Origin of the sequence: Halotalea alkalilenta (genome assembly GCF_001648175.1) — a bacterium.
Taxonomy (GTDB): domain Bacteria; phylum Pseudomonadota; class Gammaproteobacteria; order Pseudomonadales; family Halomonadaceae; genus Halotalea; species Halotalea alkalilenta_A.
Genome location: NZ_CP015243.1, coordinates 3,480,329 through 3,504,797, shown reverse-complemented (window position 1 = coordinate 3,504,797; position 24,469 = coordinate 3,480,329). Strand labels below are relative to the sequence as shown.

18 protein-coding genes, 2 tRNA genes, 2 pseudogenes and 1 riboswitch are annotated in these 24,469 nt (G+C 64.3%); of the genes and pseudogenes, 10 read left to right on the top strand and 12 right to left on the bottom strand.

Annotation, left to right across the window (positions count from 1 at the left end):
* Positions 1-2: 2 nt before the first annotated feature.
* The 4 genes and pseudogenes from A5892_RS19980 to A5892_RS15645 form a co-directional block, all read left to right on the top strand.
* Positions 3-448: pseudogene (locus A5892_RS19980) on the top strand (transposase); the annotation flags it as partial.
* A gap of 72 nt (positions 449-520) precedes the next feature.
* Positions 521-1,605 (top strand): annotated as a pseudogene (locus A5892_RS15655) (IS3 family transposase); the annotation flags it as partial.
* Between the two features lie 19 nt (positions 1,606-1,624).
* Positions 1,625-2,026 (top strand): family 1 glycosylhydrolase, encoded by a 402-nt coding sequence (locus tag A5892_RS15650; RefSeq protein ID WP_082890505.1) that lies wholly within the window; start codon positions 1,625-1,627, stop codon positions 2,024-2,026.
* Positions 2,027-2,393: 367 nt separating this feature from the next.
* On the top strand, positions 2,394-3,686 hold the full coding sequence (locus A5892_RS15645) for an MFS transporter (protein WP_223302700.1): 1,293 nt from the start codon (positions 2,394-2,396) through the stop codon (positions 3,684-3,686).
* A 260-nt stretch (positions 3,687-3,946) separates the two neighbouring features.
* Here the strand turns inward: A5892_RS15645 and A5892_RS15640 are convergent, their stop codons facing one another.
* The 3 genes from A5892_RS15640 to A5892_RS15630 form a co-directional block, all read right to left on the bottom strand.
* Positions 3,947-4,708, bottom strand: a complete 762-nt coding sequence (locus A5892_RS15640; RefSeq protein WP_064123572.1) for an SDR family NAD(P)-dependent oxidoreductase — start codon at positions 4,706-4,708, stop codon at positions 3,947-3,949.
* 717 nt (positions 4,709-5,425) lie between these two features.
* Positions 5,426-5,501 (bottom strand) — tRNA-Asn (locus A5892_RS15635).
* Positions 5,502-5,520: 19 nt separating this feature from the next.
* Positions 5,521-5,596, bottom strand: a tRNA-Asn gene (locus A5892_RS15630).
* A gap of 433 nt (positions 5,597-6,029) precedes the next feature.
* Here A5892_RS15630 and A5892_RS15625 point away from each other — a divergent pair.
* Positions 6,030-6,329 (top strand): hypothetical protein, encoded by a 300-nt coding sequence (locus A5892_RS15625; RefSeq protein WP_064123571.1) that lies wholly within the window; start codon positions 6,030-6,032, stop codon positions 6,327-6,329.
* A 263-nt stretch (positions 6,330-6,592) separates the two neighbouring features.
* Positions 6,593-7,369, top strand: coding sequence for an SIMPL domain-containing protein (locus tag A5892_RS15620; RefSeq protein WP_064123570.1), 777 nt, complete (start codon positions 6,593-6,595; stop codon positions 7,367-7,369).
* A 98-nt stretch (positions 7,370-7,467) separates the two neighbouring features.
* Here A5892_RS15620 and A5892_RS15615 read toward each other — a convergent pair whose 3' ends face one another.
* From A5892_RS15615 to ydiJ, 3 genes are all read right to left on the bottom strand, one after another.
* Positions 7,468-7,977, bottom strand: coding sequence for a cupin domain-containing protein (locus A5892_RS15615; protein WP_064123569.1), 510 nt, complete (start codon positions 7,975-7,977; stop codon positions 7,468-7,470).
* 238 nt (positions 7,978-8,215) lie between these two features.
* Positions 8,216-8,413: a hypothetical protein gene (locus A5892_RS15610; RefSeq protein WP_064123568.1), complete on the bottom strand. Its 198-nt coding sequence runs from the start codon at positions 8,411-8,413 to the stop codon at positions 8,216-8,218.
* A gap of 201 nt (positions 8,414-8,614) precedes the next feature.
* Positions 8,615-11,719, bottom strand: coding sequence for a D-2-hydroxyglutarate dehydrogenase YdiJ (ydiJ, locus tag A5892_RS15605; protein ID WP_064123567.1), 3,105 nt, complete (start codon positions 11,717-11,719; stop codon positions 8,615-8,617).
* A gap of 172 nt (positions 11,720-11,891) precedes the next feature.
* Between ydiJ and A5892_RS15600 the strand changes: the two genes are divergently transcribed.
* Positions 11,892-12,800: a LysR substrate-binding domain-containing protein gene (locus tag A5892_RS15600; RefSeq protein WP_064123566.1), complete on the top strand. Its 909-nt coding sequence runs from the start codon at positions 11,892-11,894 to the stop codon at positions 12,798-12,800.
* A gap of 27 nt (positions 12,801-12,827) precedes the next feature.
* Here A5892_RS15600 and uca read toward each other — a convergent pair whose 3' ends face one another.
* From uca to A5892_RS15570, 6 genes are all read right to left on the bottom strand, one after another.
* Complete coding sequence (uca, locus tag A5892_RS15595; protein WP_064123565.1) at positions 12,828-16,427, bottom strand: urea carboxylase; 3,600 nt, start codon at positions 16,425-16,427, stop codon at positions 12,828-12,830.
* Between the two features lie 83 nt (positions 16,428-16,510).
* A complete protein-coding gene (locus A5892_RS15590; RefSeq protein WP_064123564.1) occupies positions 16,511-17,161 on the bottom strand; it encodes an urea amidolyase associated protein UAAP2 in 651 nt (216 codons plus the stop codon).
* 25 nt (positions 17,162-17,186) lie between these two features.
* Positions 17,187-17,915, bottom strand: a complete 729-nt coding sequence (locus A5892_RS15585; RefSeq protein ID WP_064123563.1) for an urea amidolyase associated protein UAAP1 — start codon at positions 17,913-17,915, stop codon at positions 17,187-17,189.
* Entirely contained in the window at positions 17,912-18,694 is a 783-nt protein-coding gene (locus A5892_RS15580) for an ABC transporter ATP-binding protein (RefSeq protein ID WP_064123562.1), read from the bottom strand. The genes A5892_RS15585 and A5892_RS15580 overlap by 4 nt, the downstream gene beginning before the upstream one ends.
* A complete protein-coding gene (locus A5892_RS15575) occupies positions 18,691-19,515 on the bottom strand; it encodes an ABC transporter permease (protein ID WP_064123561.1) in 825 nt (274 codons plus the stop codon). The genes A5892_RS15580 and A5892_RS15575 overlap by 4 nt, the downstream gene beginning before the upstream one ends.
* Before the next feature lie 24 nt (positions 19,516-19,539).
* Complete coding sequence (locus A5892_RS15570) at positions 19,540-20,661, bottom strand: putative urea ABC transporter substrate-binding protein (protein WP_064123560.1); 1,122 nt, start codon at positions 20,659-20,661, stop codon at positions 19,540-19,542.
* Between the two features lie 64 nt (positions 20,662-20,725).
* Positions 20,726-20,860, bottom strand: a riboswitch (guanidine-I (ykkC/yxkD leader).
* Positions 20,861-21,490: 630 nt separating this feature from the next.
* Here A5892_RS15570 and A5892_RS15565 point away from each other — a divergent pair.
* The 3 genes from A5892_RS15565 to A5892_RS15555 are packed head-to-tail and all read left to right on the top strand — an operon-like array spanning position 21,491 to position 24,379.
* A complete protein-coding gene (locus tag A5892_RS15565; protein ID WP_064123559.1) occupies positions 21,491-22,642 on the top strand; it encodes an NAD(P) transhydrogenase subunit alpha in 1,152 nt (383 codons plus the stop codon).
* Between the two features lie 3 nt (positions 22,643-22,645).
* On the top strand, positions 22,646-22,963 hold the full coding sequence (locus A5892_RS15560) for an NAD(P) transhydrogenase subunit alpha (protein ID WP_064123558.1): 318 nt from the start codon (positions 22,646-22,648) through the stop codon (positions 22,961-22,963).
* A gap of 6 nt (positions 22,964-22,969) precedes the next feature.
* Positions 22,970-24,379 (top strand): NAD(P)(+) transhydrogenase (Re/Si-specific) subunit beta, encoded by a 1,410-nt coding sequence (locus A5892_RS15555; RefSeq protein ID WP_064123557.1) that lies wholly within the window; start codon positions 22,970-22,972, stop codon positions 24,377-24,379.
* The last annotated feature ends 90 nt before the right edge of the window (positions 24,380-24,469 follow it).

Below are 24,469 nucleotides of genomic sequence, written 5' to 3'. Positions count from 1 at the left end.
AGCGCATACATGCATTCCTCGATCGCCTCATCGAAGGCGACTGGCCCTACCTCGGGATCGATGCCACCTACGTCAAGGTACGGGAGGCCGGACGGATCGTTTCGGCCACGGTAATAATCGCCGTGGCGGTGAATAACGACGGCATGCGCGAGGTGATGGGTATGCGCGTTGGCCCCTTGGAAGCCTAGTGTTCTGGACGGACCTCCTGCGCAGTCTGATGCGTAGCGGCCTGCGTGGAGTGAAGCTTCTGATCTCCGATGTCTATGAGGGTAGCCCAGGACAACGAAACCGAGGCGCGTCGCTAATGGCGCGAGTAGCCGAGCAGTTGCACGAGCGTTTCCCGGAGATTGCCCAATTGATGGCCGTCTGCGAGGACGAAGTGTTGGCGCACATGGGCTTCCCCAAGGCCCACCGGCAGCAGATCCACAGCACAAACCCACTAGAGCGGCGACCGACGTCCCCCCGCAATTGAGTAGCAGGCAGCTTTGGAGTCCAATCCCGAACGAGAAGGAGATTGGACGTGAAGAAGCGTTTCAGCGAAGAACAGATCATCGGCTTCCTGCGTGAGGCCGAGGCCGGCCTGCCGGTCAAGGAGCTGTGCCGCCGGCATGGCTTCAGCGAGGCGTCGTACTACCTGTGGCGCAGCAAGTTCGGCGGGATGAATGTTTCCGAAGCCAAGCGGCTCAAGGAGCTCGAAGTCGAGAATGCGCGTCTGAAGAAGCTGCTGGCCGAGCAAGTCCTCGAGAACGAGGTGATCAAGGACGTACTGCGAAAAAAATGGTGAGCGCACCGGCCTGTCGTGAGCAGGTGCGCTACATGGTCGGAAAAGGACTCAGCGAGCGGCGCGCTTTGCGCGTGGTGGGCATGAGCGCCAGCGCACTGCGTTACACACCTCGTCCGGATCGCAATGTCGAACTGCGGGCACAGATCCAGGCATTGGCGCATCGGCACAAGCGCTACGGCGTGGGCATGATCTATCTCAAGCTGCGGCAAGGCGGCCATGCCGTGAATTACAAACGCGTGGAGCGGCTGTATCAGCACGCGAAGCTGCAGGTGCGGAGACGCAAGCGCAAGAAGGTGCCGGTGGGCGAGCGGCAACCGCTGATCCGTCCGGTTGCGGCCAATGAAGTGTGGTCGATGGACTTCATCTTCGACCGCACGGCCGACGGCCGCGTCATCAAGTGCCTGGTGATCGTGGACGACGCGAGCCACGAAGCTGTGGCGATCGAAGTCGAACGCGCGATTTCCGGGCACGGGGTCAGTCGTGTGCTCGACCGCCTGGCGCTAAGCCGTGGCCTGCCGAAGGTGGTCCGAACGGACAACGGCAAGGAGTTCTGCGGCAAGGCGATGGTGGCCTGGGCGCACGAGCGGGGCGTGATGCTGCGCTTGATCCAGCCGGGCAAGCCGAATCAAAACGCTTACGTCGAGTCCTTCAACGGGCGCCTGCGCGACGAATGCCTCAACGAACACTGGTTCCCGACGCTGCTGCATGCCCGAAGCGAGATCGAGCGCTGGCGGCGGGAATACAACGAGGAACGACCAAAGAAATCACTCGGCGGGCTGACGTCCGCCGCCCACGCAAAACAACTGGCAGAAGCTCAGCTACAGTAACCCCGGGCTCCAAATGGTCCCGCTACTGAAAGCGGGGGGACGTCGGGCCTTGCTCGAGCGAATCCGGCTCGACTACGGCAACCCACCTGTCGTGATCACGGAAAATGGCGCTGGGTTTCCCGATGAGGACCAGCTCGTCGACGGCAAGGTCGAGGACCTGAGGCGTTGCGACTACCTGGTCACGCACATCGAGGCGATGAAAAGCGCCATGGCCGATGGGGCCGATGTGCGCGGCTACCACGTCTGGTCCAGCCACGACAATCTCGAGTGGCTCAGCGGATATGGCAGCCGCTTTGGCCTGATCTATGTGGATTTCGACACCCAGCAGCGTACTCCTAAGCTGAGCTTTCAGGTCTACGCCCGAATGATCAAGGGAGAGGCGGTGGATACCTCAGCGTGCAGTACAGGCCGATGAACGAGTCGGGCTGATTGCCTCTCTATGTATCGAATCTGATCTCAGAACCTGTTCACGATCTCGCCTGTTTCTACTCAAGCTGCTGGAGCAAAACGACAGCCCCGGCCTGCTTCGGCAGGCCGGGGTCGTGATGTTGCGTCTACACCAAGCCCGGTTCGCCGGGCTTTTTCGTTGTACCGCGAGAGGCTTGAGAATCGGGGCAAACCGAATCTCAACCTCGCGGAGTCGGCTCTGCGTTTGCCTTCGGCAAGCATTGCAATGCCATAGCCAATGAGATGTCCGGAGATGGCACGTATCGTCGGCACTCCGGGGGAAAGATGGTGAAGCAACGCATCGATAGGATTCCCGGCGAGTATGGACTGCGAAAATGGCGCAGTCGGCTGAAGTCGCCGGAGATACAAGGAAAACGAAATCCATGGCGTCCTTCACGCAGTCACGCTTGCTTCCCCGTTCATTCTCCAGCCTGGCCTGGTCGAACCTCGCCGCTCAATCCGCCGAACAGCTAAGCCTGGCGGCGGCGCCGCTCATCGCCGTGCTGGCGCTGGGGGCCGGCCCTGGTGAGGTAGGCATGTTGGCGGCCATGCAGACCCTGCCATTTTTGCTGCTGTCACTGCCGCTGGGCGTGCTGGCTGATCGATTACCCCGGCGGCGGCTGATGCTCTGGAGCGAGGGGCTGCGGCTATCGTCTCTGCTGGCCATGCTGCTGGCGCTGTTGTGCTCGGCGCTGACCATTGGCTGGCTGGCCGTGCTCGGCTTCGTGGGTGCCGTTGGTACCGTCGGCTTCAGCGTGGCGGCCCCCGGGCTGGTCTCATCTCTGGTCGCGCGTGAGGCGCTGGCGTCAGCCAACGCCCGCTTGGAGCTGGCTCGCAGCGCAGCCTTCGCCGCCGGTCCAGCCGTCGCGGGGGCGCTCGTCGCATCGGCCGACGCATCGGCCGCCTTCGTCCTGGCCGCCATATTGTCGGCGGCCGCCATTGGCCTGCTGTTGCGGTTGGCCGGACCCGCAGCCTCCTCGGTATCGACGCCGAGGCGGCATCCACTGCGCGAAGTGGCCGAGGGCGCGCTCTTCGTCTGGCGAGATACGCTGCTGCGACCGATCATGATCACCGGCGTGATCTTCAATCTCTCATGGTTCGCGCTGCAGGCCGCCTATGTGCCGTATGCGATCCGAACCCTGGGTCTCGGCGCGGGAGCGGTGGGCGCTACGCTGGCATTGTATGGCGCAGGTATGATCGTCGGCGCGCTGGCGACAGCGCGAGTGGTCGCCTGGCTGCCTCTGGGGCGGGCCATTCAGGTCGGCCCGATCGCCGGCGTGTTCGCCGCCGCCAGCCTCGCCGCGACGCTGGTGTTGCCCAGCACCTGGCTGGCGGCGCTATGCTTCTTCCTGCTCGGCGCCGGGCCCATGATATGGACGATTACCACGACGACGCTGCGCCAGAGCATGACCCCTGACGGCTTGCTCGGCCGCGTATCCTCTGTATTCCTGACGGCCAACGCTGGCGCGCGCCCCATCGGAGCCGCGCTGGGCGGGCTGGTGGGAGCTGGCTGGGGAGAGTCCGCCTGCCTGCTGGCCGCGCTGGTGGGCTTCATTCTTCAGGCCATGGTGATTCTGGGATCGCCTGTCGCATCGCTGCGAGGGCTGCCAGCGGCTGCCACGTCCTGATCAAGCGTGTTGGTAGGCCACTGCCCTGTCGTTGCCGCTGTCCCGGACGCTTGGCCACCAGGGTGAGAATGTCGTAGCTGGCGACCAGCTCGTTTTCCTGGTTGAACACCTTCACAAGCCGGCCATGCCAAGCGGCCAGTCTCGGTATCGCGCGTGGCCGGTCTTGGCGGTCAGAAATGTGCGACCTCAGTCATTTGGTTGCTCTTCACGGAAAAGCCTATGGGGATGGCGGACCATGCTTTGGCCGCCCGCATGGAAAGTCAGGCACCACTTCTCGTCCGGCCGCCGTCAACGTGGATGATCTGGCCGGTGATGAAGCCCGCATCCTCGGAAACGAGGAACGCGAGCGCATCGGCCACATCCTTCGGCAGGCAGGAGCGCTTGATGGTCTGCTGTGACACGATGCGCTCCATCATGTCGTCGGCCGAGGGGCCGCCGGTGGGCAGGCGCTCGGCGAAGCCCTCGGTCTTCACGACGGTCGGCGCGATGGCGTTGACCGTGATGCCCCTGTCGCCGAGTTCGTTGGCCAGCGCCTTGACGACGCCATGCACAGCACCCTTGCTGGAGATGTAGGCAAGGTCACGTGTCTGCGGATGCAGGGTCACGGACGAACCTGTCGCCACGATCCTTCCCCAGCCGGCTGCCGTCATGCCGGGGACGAAAGCCTTGGCAAAGTGGACGATCGCCTCGACATTGATCGCATGGACGCGGCGCCACACCTCGGAGGTGATCGACTCTAGCGTCGTCATCTGCATGTAGGCGGCGTTGTTGACGAAGATGTCGCAACGACCGAACCGTGCCAGTGCCGCCGCCGCCGCTGTCTCGATCTGCGCGGGTTCGCCGACATCGCAGGTGAGCGCCAGCTTCTCGCCCCGGCCGGGAAGCGCGGCGAGGAGCGGCGTGACATCCTCCCGGCCGATGATGACGAGGTTGGCGCCATCGGCCGCCAGCCGCTCGCAATAGGCCCGACCGATTCCGCGGCTACCGCCGGTGACGATCGCTGTTTTTCCTTCGAGTGTCATGGGTGTTTCTCCTCTAAGTTCAGTCTTGGTATCGGACGCGGGGCCGGTGCGGTCAGGCCGAGGACGGGCCTCAGACGGCTTTTCACGAGGAAGAGGATTTCGGGATAGATCTCCTTCGCGTCGTCGAGCAATAGCAGATCGATCGCTTCGGGCAGACCGGCGCGGTTTTCAGGGCAGTCAGGGGAGTGTCCAATTCGGGAAAAGCACTGCTTCGTCTTGAAATACAAAATACGATCAACCCATCGCATTTACTAATCGCATTCCCGGCACGCCCCATGACAGATCGTCCAACGCCTCGGATTTCCTCACGAAAACAGCCTAGGCAAGCCCGCTCGACCGAGTGGGTGCCAACCATTTTGGAAGCGGCTATTCAGGTTTTGGCGACGGAGGGCGGGCGGACGACCGGCCAGTTGGGGGTAATCCTTGGCGACGCCACGAGACCACCGCTCGAGCGGCTACGAACGCTGGTACGCGCCTTTTATCGCAGTTCGTCGCGACTGCGCATGAGACGGGAGTCAAATAGAGGTGACTAACTGTTTAACGCTAGCCGGTATAGCCAACGTAACAAAGGACTGGAGATAAATATCTGGGCAGGGCGAGAATTTTACGAGCAGCTGCTGGTCACAGCCAACGTAGTGCGAGGAGTAATAGATGATGAGGAAGTAAACGGTGCAAGCCTGTTTTTCGATTACTGTCCATCGAGACAGGCGAAAGCAGTGGCTCCTCGAGCAGGACTCGAACCTGCGACCCAGTGATTAACAGTCACTTGCTCTACCAACTGAGCTATCGAGGAACATCAGGGGCGGTGCGGTTGGCTCCCCGAGCAGGACTCGAACCTGCGACCCAATGATTAACAGTCATTTGCTCTACCAACTGAGCTATCGGGGAACATCCTTGAGCACGCGGCGTAGTATACAGTCCCAAGCCTAAGCGTCAAGCCTGTAAGGGAAAACTCGAGGTGGGGAGCAATGTCGGTCGGGTGGCGTAGGCGCTTGCTGTCTCGTCGAGGAGGCGTCGCTGCCAGCGGTGGTGAGGTCGTGCTGGCGGGGTGTTCTGTCGGCCGTGCCTTTCGCAGTGCTGTCTGCCCGCGATTGCCTGCCACCTGATCAGCGACATCGACACCTTTCTGAGCGCGCGATAGGTGGACGCTATTTTGGTGATCGAAATTTATATCGTGCACGATCAAGTCGCTGGCTATAGTATAGCCTCATGAAAGCAGGGGAAGCCGTCAGACGCTTCCCCGCTCATGACAAAAAGAATCGCGCACGATTAAATCGCTAAAGATCAAAACCTGGTCCCACACAGCTCAAGGAGCAGAACCATGAAATCAGTCAAATTCGCCATTGCTGCCAGCGTCGTTGCCTTTGGCCTCACCGGTATGCAGTTCGCCAATGCTTCGACTTATTCGAGCATCGATAGCCGTCCGGGCAACAACCGGGCTCATGTCGAGAGCATCGACAGCCGTCCGGGTGGTAACCGGGCCAACGTTGAGAGCATCGACAGCCGTCCGGGCGGTAACCGGGCCAACGTTGAGAGCATCGATAGCCGTCCGGGCGGTAACCGGGCCAAAGTCGAAAGCATCGACAGCCGTCCGGGCAACAACTTCGCTGACATCTCCTGAGTGTCGGCTGACGGTGAGCTCGGATGCTGGTCCGAAGGCTACCGGTGATGCAGGTAAGGTAAAAAGCGGCGGCTGGACCTCTCGGTCCAGCCGCCGTTTCGTTTTGTGATGATGACCGCAGCCGCCCTGTCGCTTGGTGGTTCCGGTCGTCATGGTTTTGGCTGCGTGCTCAGGAATCAGGCTTTTGCAGGGGAACGCTTTGGGCGATGGTTCGTGGCATTCTATGCCCGCAAGCCGGATGGATGCCCATGACAGGAGTCCCTATGCACGTATTTCATCGCCCGCTTACGCTTTACCTCGCAAGCGCCGCTATTACCGCCGCTCTGCTATCCCTTTCCCCTATGGCGTTGGCCGCTGAGAAGACACCGCCGGAACTCTACGTCCAGGCGCAAGGCTCGATCGATGTCGCCCCCGACATCGCGACGGTGAATGCGCGGTTGATGGAACGTACGCCGGCGGTGTCCAGGGAGGAGGGAGCCTCCACCGATCCCGAGATACTTGCCCAGGCGCGCGACCGGCTGGAGGCGCGCGTGGGCGAGCTGATCAGGCAGATCGAGGCCGCAGGCGTCGAGCGCAAGGATATCCGCGCCGGCTCGCTCAGCGTGACGGCGGAGACCCTCGCCCGCCCGCAGGATGACGGCCAGAGCCGTGAGCCATTGATTCGTACGCGGCTCGAGCGCCCGGTCAGCCTGACTCTGTATGACCTGGATGACGTACCGATCATCCTCAATGCGCTGACCGCGGCGGGTGTCGATGATCTCGCCGGGATTCAATACGACCTTATCGACCGCGATGCGGCCTCCGATGAAGCCTTGCGCAAGGCCCTGGCGCGAGCGCAGGCGAAGGCGCAGCTGATCGCCGAATCGCTGGGCGTCTCCCTTGGGCAGGTGATCAGAGTCGAAGAGACGCAGGCACCGGTGTTCCGGCCGCAGATGAGCGTGGCTCGCGCCGCCGGCTTCGCTGGTGCTCCCGAGCCCGAGTATCGCGAGGGTGAGATCACACTCGATGCCGGTGTCAACGTGACCTGGTCGATCGATTGACGCCAAGGCATCGTTTCGCATCGCTCATTGCCTGCGTTCGATTGGGATGAGGCGGGTGGAGCATACGCTTAGGGCGCATTCAGGCGCCGATCGTCCGATCAGCGCTTGACTCCCGCTGCTTCGAGCATTGCGAAGATTTTCAGCGGCGCCGACTCGCCGTCATAGTAGTCCGCGGCCTGCAGCCGCCCGACCTGTCCGAGTCCGCGGATCATCAGCTTGCCGCTGTCGGGATAGGTGCAAACTTCATTCGGCTCGTTGAGACCAATGGCGAGATACACTAGGTCGTCGTCGAAGGGATTGGCCAGCTGGTGGCCTATGCCGCTGCTCGCGGGGCATGAGATGCAGTCGCCTGGGCCGATCTCCCGCAGGGTTTCCCCATAGCGCAATACGCCGTGCCCGGAAAGCACATAGAACACTTCGTCCTCGAGCTGGTGGGTATGGAAGGGGCAGGCGCTCTGGCCTGGCCCGACCCGGCAGAGATTCACCCCCAGTCTCCCCATTCGCGGCGCAAGCGCCGGGGTCAACGGTTTGTAAGTGCTTCGCCATGGGCCGCTTTCATCAAGGATTTCTGCTACTTCATCGACGTTGACCACGATATCGTCACGCACAGATCTCTCCTTGGATTTCACGTTATCCGCGACCGAGTCGTCAGCACTTGGGCGCTCGAAAGAAAGAAGTGTCCGGTGACAGTAAATCCTCTTCACCAGCGCGATGTCATCTAAGCGCTTTGGCCTACGTTGAACGATCCCTTCCCGCTGCTCCATATCGATGGATCAGTGGGAAGGGCTCGATGATGAAATCGATGCGATGATTCGAGCACGCGAAGCGATGAGCCGCTGGGAAGGCTTAGGTAGCCTTCTCGGAAGATGCGGCTGCGGCGTCGGTCACCTTGTGGGCGCAGGCCTTGATCAAGGCCATGCGGTACTCGCTCAGATAGCCGCAGGTGTTGCACTTCAATTGGGCCGGGGCCTCTGCGGGCTGCAGCTTGACCGTTTCCTGACTATCGCATTTCGGGCACGCCAGAGCGCCTGACTTGTCATTCATGATGCTCTCCATTTTTCGTGACCCTTTCACCATACGCTTTTCTCACCCCTGCTGCAGAGCGGGCGTTCGAAGCTATGGGCGCTCAGTGGGCCTGTGGCGTGGGAGCGGGATGGAGAATGCAGATGCGGTGTCGCCTTGCGGCGTCCACCGGGCCGCTCTGCAGCGGCCCGGTGGGTGGGCTCGCGGCGGGACCGCCCAGGATCAGTCGTCGATGGCCCGCTTGTGGGCGCGCAGCAGCGCCTGGAAGGGATGGTCGAGGCGGGTCGCGGAGAAACGCTTGACCTGGCTGCGGCAGGAGTAGCCGGTGGCCAGCATCACCGTTTCGCCGGCCTGCTCGATCTTCGGCTGCCAGGAGAGTGCGTAGATCCGCTTTGAAGTCTCGAGGTTGCGCGCTTCGTGGCCGTAGGTGCCTGACATCCCGCAGCAGCCGGTCTCGACCGTGCCGAGCTCGAGGCCGAAGGCGGTGAACAGCCGCTGCCAGCCGCTCACCGAGCCCGGTGCGGTGGTCTTCTCGGTGCAGTGGGCCAGCAGCCGGTACGCGCTCGCTTGGTTGGCGGGGTGAGTGAGCGGCCGGGCGAAGCGATCCAGATGGTCGACCAGCCACTCCTGCAGCAGCGCCACTTTGGGCACCTGGCCAGGACCGAGCGCCTTGGCGTACTCCTGGCGATAGCATAGGGTCATCGCCGGGTCGATGCCGACCAGCGGTACGCCCCGGCTGGCCAGCGCCGAGAGCCGCTCGGCCTGACGTCGGGCGGTGCGTTCGAAGCGGCCGAGGAAGCCCTGCACCTGCAGCGGCTTGCCGTTGGCCGCGTAGGGCGCGACCAGTACCTCGACGCCAAGACGACGCAGCAGTTCGATCACATCGCGCACCACCGCGGTATCGAAGTAGCTGGTGAAGGCGTCCTGCACCAGTACCACCGCCTGCTCCCTGCGCTCGGGCGGCAGCGCGTCGAGGCGCTGCGGTGTGGCGATCGGCACGTTCCAGGCGGCCAGCTGCTTGTGCAGCGGTGCGCGAGTCAGCCGTGGCATGTCGACCAGGCCGATCCCGCGCTCCACCAGCCGGGAGATGGGGCGCCAGCCGCCCAGTGCGTTGTAGGCCGAGGCGAACGGCGCCAGCCGGGGGATCATCGCCTCCAATGCGCCGATCAGGTGATCACGCGGTCCGCGCAGGTAGCGGCCGTGGTAAAGGGCGAGGAACTCGGCGCGAAAATCCGGCACGTTGACCTTGACCGGGCACTGGCCTGCGCAGGACTTGCACGCCAGGCAGCCGGCCATCGCTCCGTAGACCTGGTCGGAGAAATCATCGCGCTCGCGCTTCAGGCTGCGCAGGGCGCGAGCGGGCAGGGCACGCAGATGATCGAGCGGACCGGCGCCGGCAAGCCGCTTGCGTTCGCGCTCGATATCGACGCCGGCCTGGTGCTGGCGTAGCAGCCACTCCTTGAACAGAGTCGCCCGCCCCTTGGGCGAGTGGACCCGGTCGCGAGTGCCTTTCCACGAAGGGCACATCGCGTCATCGGGGTCGTAGTTGTAGCAGGCGCCGTTGCCGTTGCAGTGCATCGCGGCGCCGAAGTATCGCCAGCTTTGTACCGGAATCTGTCGATCGCGCTCGCCGCGGGTCGATACTTCATCGATCTTCAAAAGCCGCCAGCTGGCCGAGGTTTCGGCGCTGCCGCTCGGGGTGGCGATCTTGCCCGGGTTGAGCTGGTTGTGCGGATCGCAGGCGGTCTTGATCCGCTGTAGCAGCGGATAGAGCGGTCCGAAGAACCCAGGCGAATATTCCGAGCGCACGCCCTTGCCGTGCTCGCCCCACAAGAGCCCGCCATAGCGCAGGGTCAGCCCGGCGACCTCGTCGCTGATCTCCCGAATCAGCCGGGCCTGGGCGGGGTCCTTCATATCGATCGCCGGGCGTACATGGAGCACGCCGGCGTCGACATGGCCGAACATCCCGTAGTCGAGCCCGCGGGCATCGAGCAGCGCGCGAAACTCGGCGATGTAGTCGGCCAGCCGCTCCGGTGGCACGGCGGTGTCCTCGACGAAGGGAATCGGGCGCTTCTCGCCCTCTACGTTGCCGAGCAGCCCAACGGAGCGCTTGCGCATCGCATAGACCGAGGCCATTTCCGCGCGGCCCCAGGCCACGGTATGGCCGAGCCGGGTCACCGAGGGATCGGTGTCGAGATGGAGCAAAAAGGCTTCGACGCGTGTTGCCAGCGCGTCGGCGTCCTCGTCGTTGAACTCGACCAGGTTGATCCCCTCCGTGGGCACGGCCGAGCCGGGAGGGAAGTATTCGGCCACCCGTTCCCAGACGATGTCCGCCATCGCCAGTCCCAGCACCTTGTCGTCGATGGTTTCGATCGATGTCGGTGGCGACAGGGTCGCGGCGCCGTGCATCAAGGCCGAGGCGTCGCGCAGTGCATCCATGAAGCTTGCGTAGCGCACATTGACCAGGGCCGAGTGCTTGGGGATAGGCAGTACGTTGAGCGTCGCTTCAACGATGAAGCCGAGTGAGCCCTCGCCGCCGCAGAGCAGGCTTTTGAGGTCGAGCCGGCCGTCGGCGTCGCGCAGATGGGCGAGATCGTAGCCGGTCAGGCAGCGATTGAGCGCTGGGAAGCGCGCCTCGATCGCCTCCCGGTGCTGATCGATCACCTCGCGAGCGACGCGATGCAGCTCGCCTACCTTGCCGCCGGCGTCGATCATCGCTTGGGCCTGGTCGGCATCGAGCGGCCGGGCCTCGAAACGCTCGCCGCCGATCAGCACGGTATCCAGCGCCAGCACATGGTCGCGGGTCTTGCCGTACTCGCAGCTGCCTTGGCCGCTGGCGTCGGTGTTGATCATTCCGCCGATCGTCGCCCGATTGGAGGTCGAGAGTTCGGGCGCGAAGAAGAGCCCGTGGGGTTTCAGGGCGGCGTTGAGCTGGTCCTTGACCACCCCGGCCTGGACCCGCACCCGGCGGCGCTCGACGTCGATCTCGATGATGTGATTGAGATGGCGGCTCAAATCGACCACCACGCCGTCGGTCAGCGACTGGCCGTTGGTGCCGGTGCCGCCGCCACGGGCGGTGAGTACCACCTCGGCGAATTCCGCCTGCCCGGCGAGGCGCGCGACGAGCGTCAGATCATCCGTGTCGCGGGGAAAGATCGCCGCCTGGGGGAGGCGCTGGTAGATCGAGTTGTCGGTGGAGAGCACCGTGCGGTGGGCATCGTCGGTATCGATCTGCCCCTTGAAGCCAAGCTCGGCGAGGCGGTCGAGAAAGCGGCGATAGCGCGGGGCGAGCGTCTCGGTGGCCGAGTCGTCGAGCTGAGTGATCATGCCCAGGTGGCTCCAGGGGTGGAAGGTGTCGGCGCGGGCGGCAAGAAGGCGTTTCGGATAATCTTGCGTAGGATTCATGGATCCCGGCCGCATCTCCCCGCATAGGGTATTCTGATCGGCAAAATGGGCGAGGACAAACGCATATCTCACAGGATATCCATGAGTTTTACGAATGAATTCGCGTAGGCTGACGCCATCGATGTCGCTCCTGCTCGCCTTCGAGGCGGCGGCGCGCCACGAGAGCTACACGCGTGCGGCCGAGGAGCTGAAACTCAGCCAGAGCGCGGTCAGCCGGCACGTACAAGCGCTCGAGCAACTGCTCGAGCTCAAGCTCTTTCGTCGCGAGGGGCGGCGGATCGCGCTGACCGAGGTCGGACGGGTCTACCAGCGCGAGCTGAGCGAGGCGCTGGGCCAGATCCGCAACGCCAGCATGCGTGCGATTTCCCACCAGTCGGGGGGCGGGTTCCTGCGCCTGGCGACGCTGCCCACCTTCGGCTCGAAGTGGCTGCTGCCGCGCCTGCACCGCTTCTACGCCGCTCATCCCCGCATTCTGGTCAATATCCACTCGCGCATCGACGCGGTCGACTTCCATGCCAGCGATCTCGACGCTGCGATCAGCGTGGGGGTCGATCACTGGCCGAACCTGGTCTCGCACCGGCTGCACACCGAGCGCCTGACGGTGATCGCAAGCCCCAGGCTCGCCGGTGCGAGGCTGCCCCTGGCGCCTTCGCAACTCAACGAGTTCCTGCTGCTCAACGTGGTCAGCCGCGCCGAGGTGTGGGGGGAGTGGTTCGAGCAGCACGGCCTGGATTCGCGGTCCATTCGGCCGGGGCCGAGCTTCGAGCTGACCTCCCATCTGATCCAGGCGGTGGCCGACGGCATCGGTATCGGGCTGGTGCCGCGCATCCTGGTCGAGGACGAGCTGCGCGAGGGCGAACTCGTCTCTCCCTGGCCATCGATCGTCAGCCGACGCAGCTACTACCTGGTCTATCCGAAGCGCAACCAGTCCCTTCCCTCCCTCGAAGCCTTCCGCACATGGCTCGAGGGAGAGATAGCCGACAGCCACTGCGATCGTAACTGAGCATCGAGTGAGCATCGGGGCGCTCGCTCAGTCAGCCGCGATCACCACCAGCGGCTGGCCGGCCGCCACGGCCGAGCCGGCTCGCAATGGCAGCCTGACCACTTGCCCCGATCGGTCGGCGATGATCTCGATTTCCATCTTCATCGACTCGACCAGCGCCACCGGCTGGCCCGCCTCGACGTGCTCGCCCTCGGCGACCAGCAGTTGCCAGAGGCTGCCGGCGACCGGGCTTTCGACACCATGTTCACCGCTGGCAAGAACGGCCTTTTCGCCCGGTGGCGGCAGGTGATCCTCGAAGCTGAACTGCCCCGAGGCCCGCCAGCGGGTCATCTCGGCCTGGAACGCCGCTTCGCGTCGCGCGCGAAAAGCATCGATCCTTGGCTGCGCCGATTCGAGTTCGGCGCGCAGGTCGCTGAGCCGGAAGCGACGCCGCTCGATCCTCAATGGATAGCGGCCATGGGGGAAGTCGCGGCGGATCCGTTCGAGCTCCTCGGCGCTCACTTCGAAGAACTGGAGCTGGTCGAAGAAGCGCAGCAGCCAGGGCTGGTCGAATTCCGCGGTGCGCCGATAGCGGTTCCACATCTGCAGGGTGCGGCCGACCAGCTGATATCCCCCTGGCCCCTCCATGCCATAGACGCAAAGATAGGCGCCGCCAATCCCGACCGAGTTCTCCGCCGTCCAGGTTCGTGCCGGGTTGTACTTGGTGGTCACCAGCCGATGGCGCGGGTCGAGGGGGCTCGCGACCGGGGCGCCGAGGTAGACGTCGCCCAGCCCCATCACCAGGTAGCGCGCCGAGAACAGCGTCTCGCTTACCGCCTCGATATCATCGAGCCCGTTGATCCTGCGGATGAACTCGAGGTTGCTCGGGCACCAGGGGGCGTCCGGGCGCACCGAGCGCTGGTACTTGTCGGTCGCCTCGCGGCAGGCGGGGTCGTCCCAGGAAAGCGGCAAATGGACCAGGCGCGATTCGACCTCGAGCCGCTCGACGTCGCGCAGCGCGATTTCCGCCTCGGCCAGGTGGGCGAGCAGCGCAGCGATGCCAAGCTCGCGGGGCTCGAAATGCAGCTGCAGCGAGCGGATGCCGGGGGTCATTTCCTTGAGCCCGGGCAGCGGATGGGCGTGCAGCCACTCCATCCAGGCGTGCACGCGCAGGCGCAGGGCGATGTCCAGCACCATCGCACCGAATTCGATCAGCACGAAGTCGTCGCCGGCGCGGCGATAGACGATCCGCTCGCCTGCGCGTTCTGCGGCGACTTCGCGCAGCAGCGGCTCACCGCGCTCGATCTTGAGCCTCGGCATCGCCACCGGTGTCAGCTGGGCGATGAGCCGCTCCTGGGCTCCATCCAGCGCCTGGGCGGTATCGATACTGATTGGAACGAAGCGCACTCGATCGCCGGCGGCGAGCTGGCCGAGCTTCCAGCGCTCGGCGCGCACCACCACCGCGGGGCAGACGAAGCCGCCGAGCGAGGGCCCGTCGGGGCCGAGTACCACCGGCATGTCGCCGGTGAAGTCGATGCTGCCGAAAGCGTAGGCGTTATCGTGGATGTTCGATGGATGCAGGCCGGCCTCGCCGCCGTCGGCACGGGCCCACTCGGGATGGGGGCCGATCAGCCGCACGCCGGTACGGCTCGAGTTGTAGTGCACCTCCCAGTCGTGGGCGAAGAAGGTGTCGATGTCCGCGTCGGTGAAGAAGTCGGGCGATCCGTGCGGGCCATAGAGCACCGCGATATCGACCCTCGAGGCATCGAAGCTTGGGCGTAGCGCCTCGGGGAGCGCGCGCGCGGCGATCGGTGTCGCGGTGCAAAGCGCCAGCAGGTCCCCGCTGCGCAGAGCGCGGCCGGCGTGGCCGCCGAAGCGTCCGAGGGTGAAGGTGGCACGCGAGCCGAGATAGCGAGGGCAGTCGATGCCGCCGCGTACCAGCAGGTAGGCACGCGCGCCGCGCTCGACCCTGCCCAGCGTGAGGATGGCGCCGGGCGCCACCTCGGTGACCTGCCACGAGGGCAGCGGCGCGCCGTCGAGGGTGGCCGCGATCGGCGCGCCGCTGAGCACGATCTGGGCGGCGCGGTGGAAGCGCAGCGTCGGGCCCGTGAAGGTGATCTCGAGCCCGGCCGCGTCGGCGGAATTGTCGAGCAGCCGGTTGCCGAGTCGGAACGAGAGATCATCGAACGGCCCCGACGGCGGCACCCCTACGTGCCAATAGCCCTGGCGGCCGGGGAAGTCCTGCACCGTGGTGAGGGTGCCGGGGCTGAGCACCTCCATCGCCCTGGGCGCCCAGTCGAAGGTATCGAGCCAGCGAGTGTGCATCCGGGCTTCGGCGAAGCGTCCATCGTCGAGCAGCGCCACGAGCCAGGCACGATTGGTGGCAATGCCCTCGACCCGGCTCGCGGCAAGCGCCGAGGCCAGGCACTGACGGGCCTGTTCGCGGCTGTCGGCATGCTGGATCAGCTTGGCCAGCATCGGGTCGAACTGCGCCGACACCTCGAAGCCCGCCTCGATCGCATGATCGATGCGCAGCCCCGGGGCGCTTGGCCACTCGACCTCGGTGAGCAGCCCCGCGCTGGGGCGAAACCCCTGGTGCGGCGCCTCGGCGTAGAGCCGGGCCTGGATCGCATGGCCGTGTGGTGCGAGGGCGGCTGCGCGGGCGTGAAGATCGCCCAGCGCGCCCGCGCCTAAACGCAGCATCCATTCGATCAGGTCGACCCCCCAGACCATTTCGGTCACCCCGTGTTCCACCTGCAGCCGGGTGTTGACCTCGAGGAAGTAAAAGTGCCCGCGCCTCGGGTCGTAGATGAACTCCACCGTGCCGGCGCTGCGATAGCGCACCGTTTCGCCGAGCCGCACCGAGGCGTCGAGCATCGCCATGCGCACTGGCGCGGGCAGATTCGGCGCGGGGCACTCCTCGATCACCTTCTGGTGGCGCCGCTGGGTCGAGCAGTCGCGCTCGCCCAGGGTTACTACCCGGCCTTCGCCATCGCCGAACAGCTGTACTTCGATGTGACGGGCATCGGCGATGTAGGCCTCGACGAATAGCGCCGCATCGCCGAAGTTGCGCTGGCTCGCCTGGCGCACCCGTTCGAATGCCTGGGTCAGCGCGGCGGCATCAAAGCAGGCCTGCATGCCGATGCCGCCGCCGCCCGCGCTCGATTTGAGCATCACCGGATAGCCGATCCGCTCGGCAGCGGCCAGTGCCTCGTCGAGGCTCGCGAGCAGCCCGCTGCCGGGCACCAGCGGTACGCCGGCGCGTTCGGCGAGCAGCCGGGCCCGGTGCTTGAGGCCGAAGTCGCGGACCTGCTCGGCGGTTGGTCCGAGAAAGACCAGTCCGGCGGCTTCGCACGCCTCGATGAAGGCGGCGTTCTCGCTGAGGAAGCCATAGCCGGGATGAACCGCCTGGGCGCCGCTGTGCCGGGCGATGTCGATCAGCTTGTCGATGTCGAGATAGGTATCGGTGGCGCTGCCTTCGCCGAGGGAGTAGGCGGCGCCGGCCGAGTGGACGTAGGGCGCGTCGCGGTCGGCCTCGGCGTAGACCACTACCGACTCGATGCCGAGTCGCGCGAGGGTGCGCTGGATGCGGGTGACGATAGCACCGCGGTTGGTGATCAGAACTTTGTCGAACGGCTTGTCGAGCATGGTTGGTTCACGCAATCAATGACGGGTCGTCCCGCCGTCTCGAGATGCGAGCGAGGCCGTCCTCGCCGCCTGGGTCGACTCGCCTAGTGGCGCCAGATCAGCAGTTCTATCGGGGTCGGATCGAAGCCGCTGCAGGGGTTGTTGAGCTGAGGGCAGTTGGAGATCAGCACCACGACGTCCATCTCGCTGACCAGCTCGACGTACTTGCCGGGGCCTGAGATCCCCTCGGCGAAATCGAGTCCGCCCTCGGGGGTGACCGGAACGTTCATGAAGAAATTGATGTTGTGGCCGATGTCGCGCTTGGTCAGGCCATACTCGGGGTGGTGCGCGATCGCCAGCATCCAGTTGTCGCGACAGGAGTGCATGTGCCGGCGATCGAGTGCGTAGCGCACCGTGTTGCTCTCGCTCGAACAGGCGCCGCCGAGGGTATCGTGGCGCCCGCAGCTGTCGTCGACGATACGCAGCATCGGGCGGTTCAAGGTCGAACGCAGTACGCTGCCGGTGGTGAGGTAGAGCGAACCCTGTTCGCGTACGGTGTCCACCGCGCTGTAGCGCTCGGCGACATCGCAGGCGTTGTAGAACAGCGTGTCGGCGGCCTGGTTGCCCTCGAGGTCGACGATGCGCAGGCGCTGGCCTTGCTGCAGGCGGCCGATGAAATGGTCGCCGGCTTCGATCAGATGGCGCGCCAGCGGTGGCATTGGCGCGGTGTCCTGGGCGGGGGATGGGGCATTCATCGGGACTTCTCCGTGGCGGTGGCGCTCACTGGCCGAGTAGATAGAGACGGTTGTTGTCGAAGCCGCGCGCGTTTTCGGCGCAGTGACTCAGGCAGACGTCGGTGCGATCCGGCGGCGGCAGCGTACCGAGTTCGATCTTCACGCCGCGGTGGGGGTAGTCAGGGCTGGGGTCGAGGGGATGCGGGCAGGTGTGCAGCATGACCAGTACGTCGAGCTCGAAACGCAGGGTGACCCGATCCCCGGCCGCGCAGTGGTCGGGGAGGTAGCGCAGCCGGCCTTGCTCATCTACCGCAAGCTTCGAGAACAGGTTGAGATTGGCGCTGAGGTCCGCGAGTCCGAGGCCGTACTTGGCCAGCTCGATCAAAACACTCTCATGGCCGCTCTGGGTGCGCTCGTTGCGCCCCTGTTGGTAGCGAATCCGTCGCCAGCCCTTGGCCTCGAAGTGTCCGGGGCCGAGATTGCCACCCACCGCGTCGTGGCCACCGCAGTCGTCCTCGACGATCGAGGCGAGTACCCGCCCCATGTCGGAATAAAGACAGTGGCCGCGCCCGAGGTGGAAGGTGTGCTGGCACTTGAGCGTATCGGGCAGGTTGAGGCGTTCGAGCGGCTGCTCGGCGCTGTAGAGCAAAAGCCCCACGTTGCAGCCGGGCTCTTCGGCGATCAGGGTCAGGCTGGCGCCACGGCGCAGCCGCAACGACCAGTGCTGCCCGCCGGGCAGCCGGGTGCGATAGTCGACGTCGGGAACGAGGTTCATGCATGGCTCTCCTTGATCAGAGCGGGCGGGATATCCGGTGTCGCCTTCGTCCTGGCGGCGATCGGCAGGTCGTAGGTGATCGTCGCACCGAAGGCTTCGGGCGCCTGGGGGTCGTGCCTGAGGTGATCGAACACCCACACGCGGGTGCCGAGGGTGAAGGCTTCTCGCAGATCATGAGTGACCATGAAGATGGTCAACGAACGCTCGCGCCAGAGCCGGCTGATCAGCGCGTGCATCTCCAGGCGAATGCCCGGATCGAGGGCGCCGAAGGGTTCGTCGAGCAGCAGCAGGCGCGGGCGCATGGTCAGCGCCTGGGCCAGCGCCAGGCGCTGCTGCATGCCGCCCGAAAGCTGATACGGATAGCGTGTCATTGCCTGGGCCAGGCCGACCTCGGCCAGGTTCGCCGCGGCCCGCTCGCGGGCCTGGCGGCGAGCGGCGCCGAACAGGCGGGCGGTGAGCGGGGCGAGGGCGAACTCCTCGGCGAGTACCATATTGTCCAGCGCGGTGAGATGGGGAAACACCGAGTAGCGCTGGAACACCACGCCGCGATCGACTCCCGGCTCGTCGGGCAGCGGCGCGCCTTCGAGCAGGAACTCGCCGCGGCTCGGCTGTTCGGTGCCCAGCAGCATCTTGAGCAGGGTGGTCTTGCCGCAGCCGGAGGCGCCGACCAGGGTGACGAACTCACCGGCATCGACCTGGAAATCGAGCCGTTCCAGTACCGGCACGTCGCCATAGCGTTTCTCGACGCCTCGGGCGAGCAGCAGCGGCGTTTGGCTCATGCGTCCTTCTCCTCGGCGTGAAACCAGGGAAAGCCCCGGCGCGAGATCCAGGCCAGCGTCTGGTCGATGATGAAGGCGAGCAGGGTGATCCAGGCCACGTAGGGCAGGATCACGTCCATCGCCAGGTAGCGCCGGACCAGGAAGATGCGATAGCCGAGCCCCTCCTGGGCGGCGATCGCCTCGGCCGCGATCAGAAACAGCCAGGCGCTGCCCAGCGCCAGGCGCACCGAGGAGATCAACCGTGGCATCAGCTGCGGTAGCAGCAGGCGCAGGATCAGCTGCCAGGAGCTGGCGCCGAGGGTCTGCGCCTTGACCCACTGCTCCGCGGGGACGCGCAGGGCGTGGCCCTGCAGGTCACGGATCAGGAAGGGCGTCACCCCGATCACGATCAGCGCGACCTTGGCCAGCTCGTCGGTACCGAAGGCGATGAACAGGATCGGCAGGATCGCCATCGGTGGGATCAGCGAGACCACCGTGACCAGCGGCGAAAGCTTGGCCCGCACCAGTGGCAGCGCACCGCATGCCAGTCCGATCATCAGCGCGAGTACTGCGCTGATCGCGACCCCCGCGAACAGCCGCTCGAGGCTTGCAAAGGTATCGCTCCACAGCAGGCGCGCCCCAGTGCGTGCGCTCGGCTCGCTGGCCAGGCGCAGGAAGCTCTCGGCCATCGTCGTTGGGCTCGGCAGCAGCCGGTCGCTGGGATTGTCGGCCAGTCGCTGGGAGGAGAGCCCGAGATAGAGCAGGCTGAGCAGCGCGAAGGGCAAGGCGCCGAGCAGCCAGCGGGTCGCTGGCCGTGGCTTGAGGTTGACCAGTCGCTTCATAGGATCACTCCTCGATCGCGCGGCTCACTGGCGCGCTTCCAGGTAGGCGCGCACGTAGCTCGGGTCGAAGCGAAGCTTGAGGTTGGCGGTATCGCCGAAGCTGCCGGCGGGGGTTTCGATTCCCACCACCTCTGCATTCGGGGCCATCTCGCCGAGCAGGCCATGGTCGAAACTGAAGCGTGCGACCCGCTCCATGGTGTCGAGCAGCCTGGGGTCCTCGAAGGCTTCCAAGGCATCCTGCGGATTGGTGTAGAGGTGGGTGTCGGCCAGCTGGGCGCGATAGCCGTCGAGGTCGGTGCCGGCGGCCTCGGCCATCGAGGTCAGCGCCTGGACATCGTCTTCGGCGATCCTCTCCATCACCTCGTACCAGGCGCCGACCAGGGCGTGGCCGAAATCCGGGTTGTCGGCCAGGACCTGGGTGTTGACCACCATCAGGTCGAGAATCTCGCCGGGGATATCCTTGGAGCTGTAGACCAGATTGGCACCGGGCATGGTGCTGATCGCTGCCAGCTGCGGGTTCCAGGTCACCACAGCTTGGGTCTGCGCGCTGGAGAACAAGCCGGCGATGTCGGCATCGGCGGCATTGACGGTTTCCACGTCGCGCTCGCTCATGCCGATGCTGTCCAGGGCGCGGGCGAGCAGGTAGTGGGAGACGCTGAACTGGACCAGGTTGATGCGTTTGCCGGCTAGATCTTCGAGCCGGTCGCTGCCTTTGAGCACGACGCCATCGTTGCCGTCCGAGTAGTCGCCGATCACCAGCGCAGTGGAGTCGACACCGCTGGCGGCGGGCAGGGTCAGGGCGTCCATGTTGGTCATGGCGCAGCCGTCGACGTTGCCGGCGGTGTACTGGTTGATCGACTCGACGTAGTCGTTGACCTGCTGCACGTCGATGGTGATGCCGTAGCGCTGCGCCCAACTGTCGACGATGCCCTCGAGCTCGGCATAGCCCCAGGGCATCCAGCCCGCATAGATCGACCAGCAGACACTGAAGTGATCGCGGCTCTGGGCGTGGACCTTGGGGGTGAGCGAGAACAGCAGCAGCAGTATCGCGGCGGCGAAAAGCGTCAGGCGTAGCAGGTAGCTTCGCTGCCGTAGAGGGAGAGGGGGGAGGCGATTGGCGGCTTGGGTCGGCAAGTGGGCTGGCATGGCGGCGCTCCAAGGTGCAGAGATGAGAAAGACGGGGAGTCGGTGGCAGCACAGCTGCACCTGATCCTCCCGGGCTTTTCTCCCGCCGTGTAACCTTGCCTGCGCATGACGCCAGGCCGGGTCGATAGCTCTCGGACCAGACAACGCGATCTCGTCGAATACTCGTCGAGGGGCGCTCGGAACCCTAGCCATCCATTGAGCCGAATTGTGAGGCAGTGTGACTGCCGACTCCTTCGAATATGAATCACTCAACCCAGGGCAAAACATCGACCTAAATTTGCTTTCTACCGCTGTTTCAATGATTTGTCGGGGTAAGGCCGCAATAAAATGCGCCAAGGGATGCATGGATTGCACTGAGATGATGCGGATTTTCGGATAGTTGCACCATGGCCGAACGCCGGCGTAATACCGTTTTACCTTTTCGCTCACCGCAGCGCATATTCGGCGACGATCGGGGATCAATCCAATCGCATACCGTCCTCCCATTTTGTCCTCCCATGCATGCCTCATCCGACATCAAATCGGCAATGAAAAGAGGGGGCTGATCATATGGATAGAATTACATGCCCATGCTCGCTGGACCTGATTTTGTTGTGATTATTACTAAAGTAAAGGCGTCTAAAACCTCTTGGTGGCAGTCTGTTTTTTATGTTTATTTATCCATGAGTATTTTTATTTTATTGATTTTTAAGATAAAAATTAAATTCATCCATAGGGTAAAGATATCTTTTTAAATGTGTCGTTTTGACGCATAGAGCATCCATTGACACTTAATTACCTGTAGGAGCCTAATTTGTTTTAGAAGTCTTGCCACCCAAAGGTGTCCACGATGGCGTTGAAAATAGCCGTGCTGAAGGAAACCAAAGACGATGAGCGGCGCGTCGCCATTGTCCCGTCATTGCTGCCTAAATTGGCCAAGTTGGGTATCGAGGTCCAAGTGCAGAGCGGGGCTGGTCTACGTGCTCGCCTGCCTGACGACGCTTATCTGCAAGGGCCCTCTCCAGCCACATTGATCGATGATCCCAAAGCGCTGGTTGCCGACGCCGATATCGTGCTGGCGATCCAGGCGCCGGGGCTTGATACGGTCGCGGCGATGAAACCGGGGGCGGTGCTGGTCTCCTTCCTCTATTTGAACAAGGTCCCAGGCCTTCCGGAGCGACTGCGCGATGGCAAGATCACCGCCTTCGCGATGGAGGCGGTGCCGAGGATCAGCCGTGCCCAGTCGCTGGACGCGCTGTCGAGCCAGGCGGCGCTCTCTGGTTACTACGCACCCCTGCTGGGCGCCCTGCACCTGCCACGGATCATGCCGATGATGACCACCGCGGTGGGTTCACTGCGCGCCGCCAAGGTGCTGGTGATGGGGCTGGGCGTGGCTGGTCTCCAGGCGCTCGCCACCGCGCGACGCCTCGGCGCGGTGACCGAGGGTTACGACGTACGTCCGGAGACGCGCGAGCAGGCCCAGTCGGTGGGCGCCAAGTTCGTCGATACTGGCATCGACGCGACCGGCGAGGGTGGCTATGCGCGTGAGCTCACCGTTGAGGAGCAGGCCAAGGCCGCTGAAGTGCTCACCCAGCACATCCAGCAGGCGGATGTGGTGATCACCACCGCCAACGTGCCGGGGCGTCAAGCGCCTCGTCTGGTCAGCCGGGCACAGATCGAGGGAATGAAACCCGGCGCGGTGATCGTCGATCTGGCCGCCGACAGTGGTGGCAACTGCGAGGGCACGGTGCCCGGTCAGACCGTCGAGATCGGCCCTACGGTGGTTCTCGCGCCCTTCAACGTGCCCTCGCTCTTGGCGCAGCACGCAAGCGAGCTGTACGCCAAGAACCTGCTCAATCTCCTTGCCTTGATCGTCCAAGACGGTGCACTGGCGCTGGATCTGGAGGATGAAGTCGTGCTCGGCACCCTGGTGGCCTACGACGGTACGGTTCGCGACCCGGATGCCCGCAGTTTTCCCGTTCCCTCTACCAAGGAGAATTGAGTCATGGAATTGGATCTTTCGATGAGCTGGTTGATCGGGCTCTATCTGTTCATGCTCGCCGCCTTTACCGGCTACGAGGTGATCCGGCGAGTGCCGTCGATCCTGCATACCCCCTTGATGTCCGGTTCCAACTTCATCCACGGCATCGTCGTCGTCGGTGCGATGCACGCACTGTTCAACGCCGATACCGCGCTTGGTCAGCTGATCGGCTTCATCGGTGTGGTATTGGGCGCGGGCAATGCCGCGGGCGGCTATGTGGTGACCGATCGGATGCTGGCGATGTTCAAACCCAGCCAGTCCGGGAAAAACGACAAGGAGTAGAGTGTCATGCTGATGTTGCTGGTGGAACTCAGTGGCTTGGTCGCTGCCTTGTTGTTCATTCTCGGCCTGAAGCGAATGTCCTCTCCGGTCACCGCGCTCAAGGGGATCGTCCTTGCCGGGATCGGCATGCTGGTGGCGGTGATCGCGGCGTTCGGCTACATGGCCAACGTCGAGGCCAGTGCCGAGCCCCGACTGCTGGTCAATCTCTTCCTGGTGGTGCTGGCGCTGGCGGTAGGGGGCGCTTGGGCTTGGCGCAGCGGCAAGCGCGTGCCGGTGACCGACATGCCGCAGATGGTCGCGCTCTATAACGGGATGGGCGGTGGCGCTGCCGCGGCGGTAGCGGCGGTGGCGATGACCGGCAGTGCGTACGCCTCGGACCCGTTGCACATCACCGTCACCCTGCTTGGTGCTTTGATCGGCTCGATCTCTCTCTCCGGTTCGGTGGTCGCCTGGGCCAAGCTCGATGGCCGGATCAACAGTGCATGGCGATTCAAGGGGCAGAAACTTCTCAACGCGCTGGTCTTTCTGGTCGCCATTCTCGCCGGGGTGCTGGTCGCGGCGGGTATCGGTGGCGGGTACGGCGTGCCGGTGCTGTTCTTCGCCGCCGCGCTCGCTTTCGGCGTGCTGTTGACGCTGCCGATCGGCGGTGCCGACATGCCGGTGGTGATCTCGCTCTATAATGCATTCACCGGGCTCGCGGTCGGGCTCGAAGGCTATGCGATCCAGAACCCCGCGCTGATGATCGCCGGGATGGTCGTCGGCTCCGCTGGTACGCTGCTGACCGTGCTGATGGCCAAGGCGATGAACCGCTCGCTGGCCAACGTGCTGTTCAGCAACTTCGGCGAGGTATCCGCCTCCGCTCAGGGCGAAGTGGCGGGGCAGATGACCTCGGTCGATGCCAGCGACGCGGCGACCACCATGCGCTACGCCTCGAGCGTGATCATCGTGCCCGGCTATGGCCTGGCGGTTGCCCAGGCGCAGGCCAAGCTCTACGAGTTGGTCAAGCTGTTGCAGGCGGCTGACGTGGACGTGAAGTTCGCGATCCACCCGGTGGCCGGACGCATGCCGGGGCACATGAACGTGCTGCTGGCGGAGGCCGGTGTGCCTTACGACTTGATCTTCGACATGGAGGACGTCAACGACTCCTTCGCCAACACCGACGTGGCCCTGGTGATCGGCGCCAACGATGTGGTCAATCCCGCGGCGCGCACCGACAAGCAGTCGCCGATCTATGGCATGCCGATTCTCGACGCTGATCAAGCGCACCAGGTCTACGTGATCAAACGTGGCCAGGGTAAAGGGTACGCTGGTGTGGAGAACCTGCTCTTCTACGGTGAAAACTGCGACATGATCTATGGTGATGCGCAGGCGGTACTCAGCAACATGGTACAAGCGATCAAGGAGCTGGCCGCGTGAGCCGCAAGGCGAGCGCTGTGTGGTGCCAGCCTGATATGGGCTTCTAACCGAGCGTCAAGGCGGGAAGAAGCTTCAATAGCCGTTTCAACG

Coding starts and splice junctions, on each gene's coding strand:
- A5892_RS15650 (WP_082890505.1), top strand. CDS start 1,625: ATGGTCCCGCTACTGAAAGCGGGGGGACGTCGGGCCTTGCTCGAGCGA.
- A5892_RS15625 (WP_064123571.1), top strand. CDS start 6,030: ATGAAATCAGTCAAATTCGCCATTGCTGCCAGCGTCGTTGCCTTTGGC.
- A5892_RS15620 (WP_064123570.1), top strand. CDS start 6,593: ATGCACGTATTTCATCGCCCGCTTACGCTTTACCTCGCAAGCGCCGCT.
- A5892_RS15640 (WP_064123572.1), bottom strand. CDS start 4,708: ATGACACTCGAAGGAAAAACAGCGATCGTCACCGGCGGTAGCCGCGGA.
- A5892_RS15570 (WP_064123560.1), bottom strand. CDS start 20,661: ATGCCAGCCCACTTGCCGACCCAAGCCGCCAATCGCCTCCCCCCTCTC.
- ydiJ (WP_064123567.1), bottom strand. CDS start 11,719: ATGATCACTCAGCTCGACGACTCGGCCACCGAGACGCTCGCCCCGCGC.
- A5892_RS15565 (WP_064123559.1), top strand. CDS start 21,491: ATGGCGTTGAAAATAGCCGTGCTGAAGGAAACCAAAGACGATGAGCGG.
- A5892_RS15590 (WP_064123564.1), bottom strand. CDS start 17,161: ATGAATGCCCCATCCCCCGCCCAGGACACCGCGCCAATGCCACCGCTG.
- A5892_RS15555 (WP_064123557.1), top strand. CDS start 22,970: ATGCTGATGTTGCTGGTGGAACTCAGTGGCTTGGTCGCTGCCTTGTTG.
- A5892_RS15585 (WP_064123563.1), bottom strand. CDS start 17,915: ATGAACCTCGTTCCCGACGTCGACTATCGCACCCGGCTGCCCGGCGGG.
- A5892_RS15645 (WP_223302700.1), top strand. CDS start 2,394: ATGGCGCAGTCGGCTGAAGTCGCCGGAGATACAAGGAAAACGAAATCC.
- A5892_RS15580 (WP_064123562.1), bottom strand. CDS start 18,694: ATGAGCCAAACGCCGCTGCTGCTCGCCCGAGGCGTCGAGAAACGCTAT.
- uca (WP_064123565.1), bottom strand. CDS start 16,427: ATGCTCGACAAGCCGTTCGACAAAGTTCTGATCACCAACCGCGGTGCT.
- A5892_RS15610 (WP_064123568.1), bottom strand. CDS start 8,413: ATGAATGACAAGTCAGGCGCTCTGGCGTGCCCGAAATGCGATAGTCAG.
- A5892_RS15600 (WP_064123566.1), top strand. CDS start 11,892: ATGAATTCGCGTAGGCTGACGCCATCGATGTCGCTCCTGCTCGCCTTC.
- A5892_RS15560 (WP_064123558.1), top strand. CDS start 22,646: ATGGAATTGGATCTTTCGATGAGCTGGTTGATCGGGCTCTATCTGTTC.
- A5892_RS15575 (WP_064123561.1), bottom strand. CDS start 19,515: ATGAAGCGACTGGTCAACCTCAAGCCACGGCCAGCGACCCGCTGGCTG.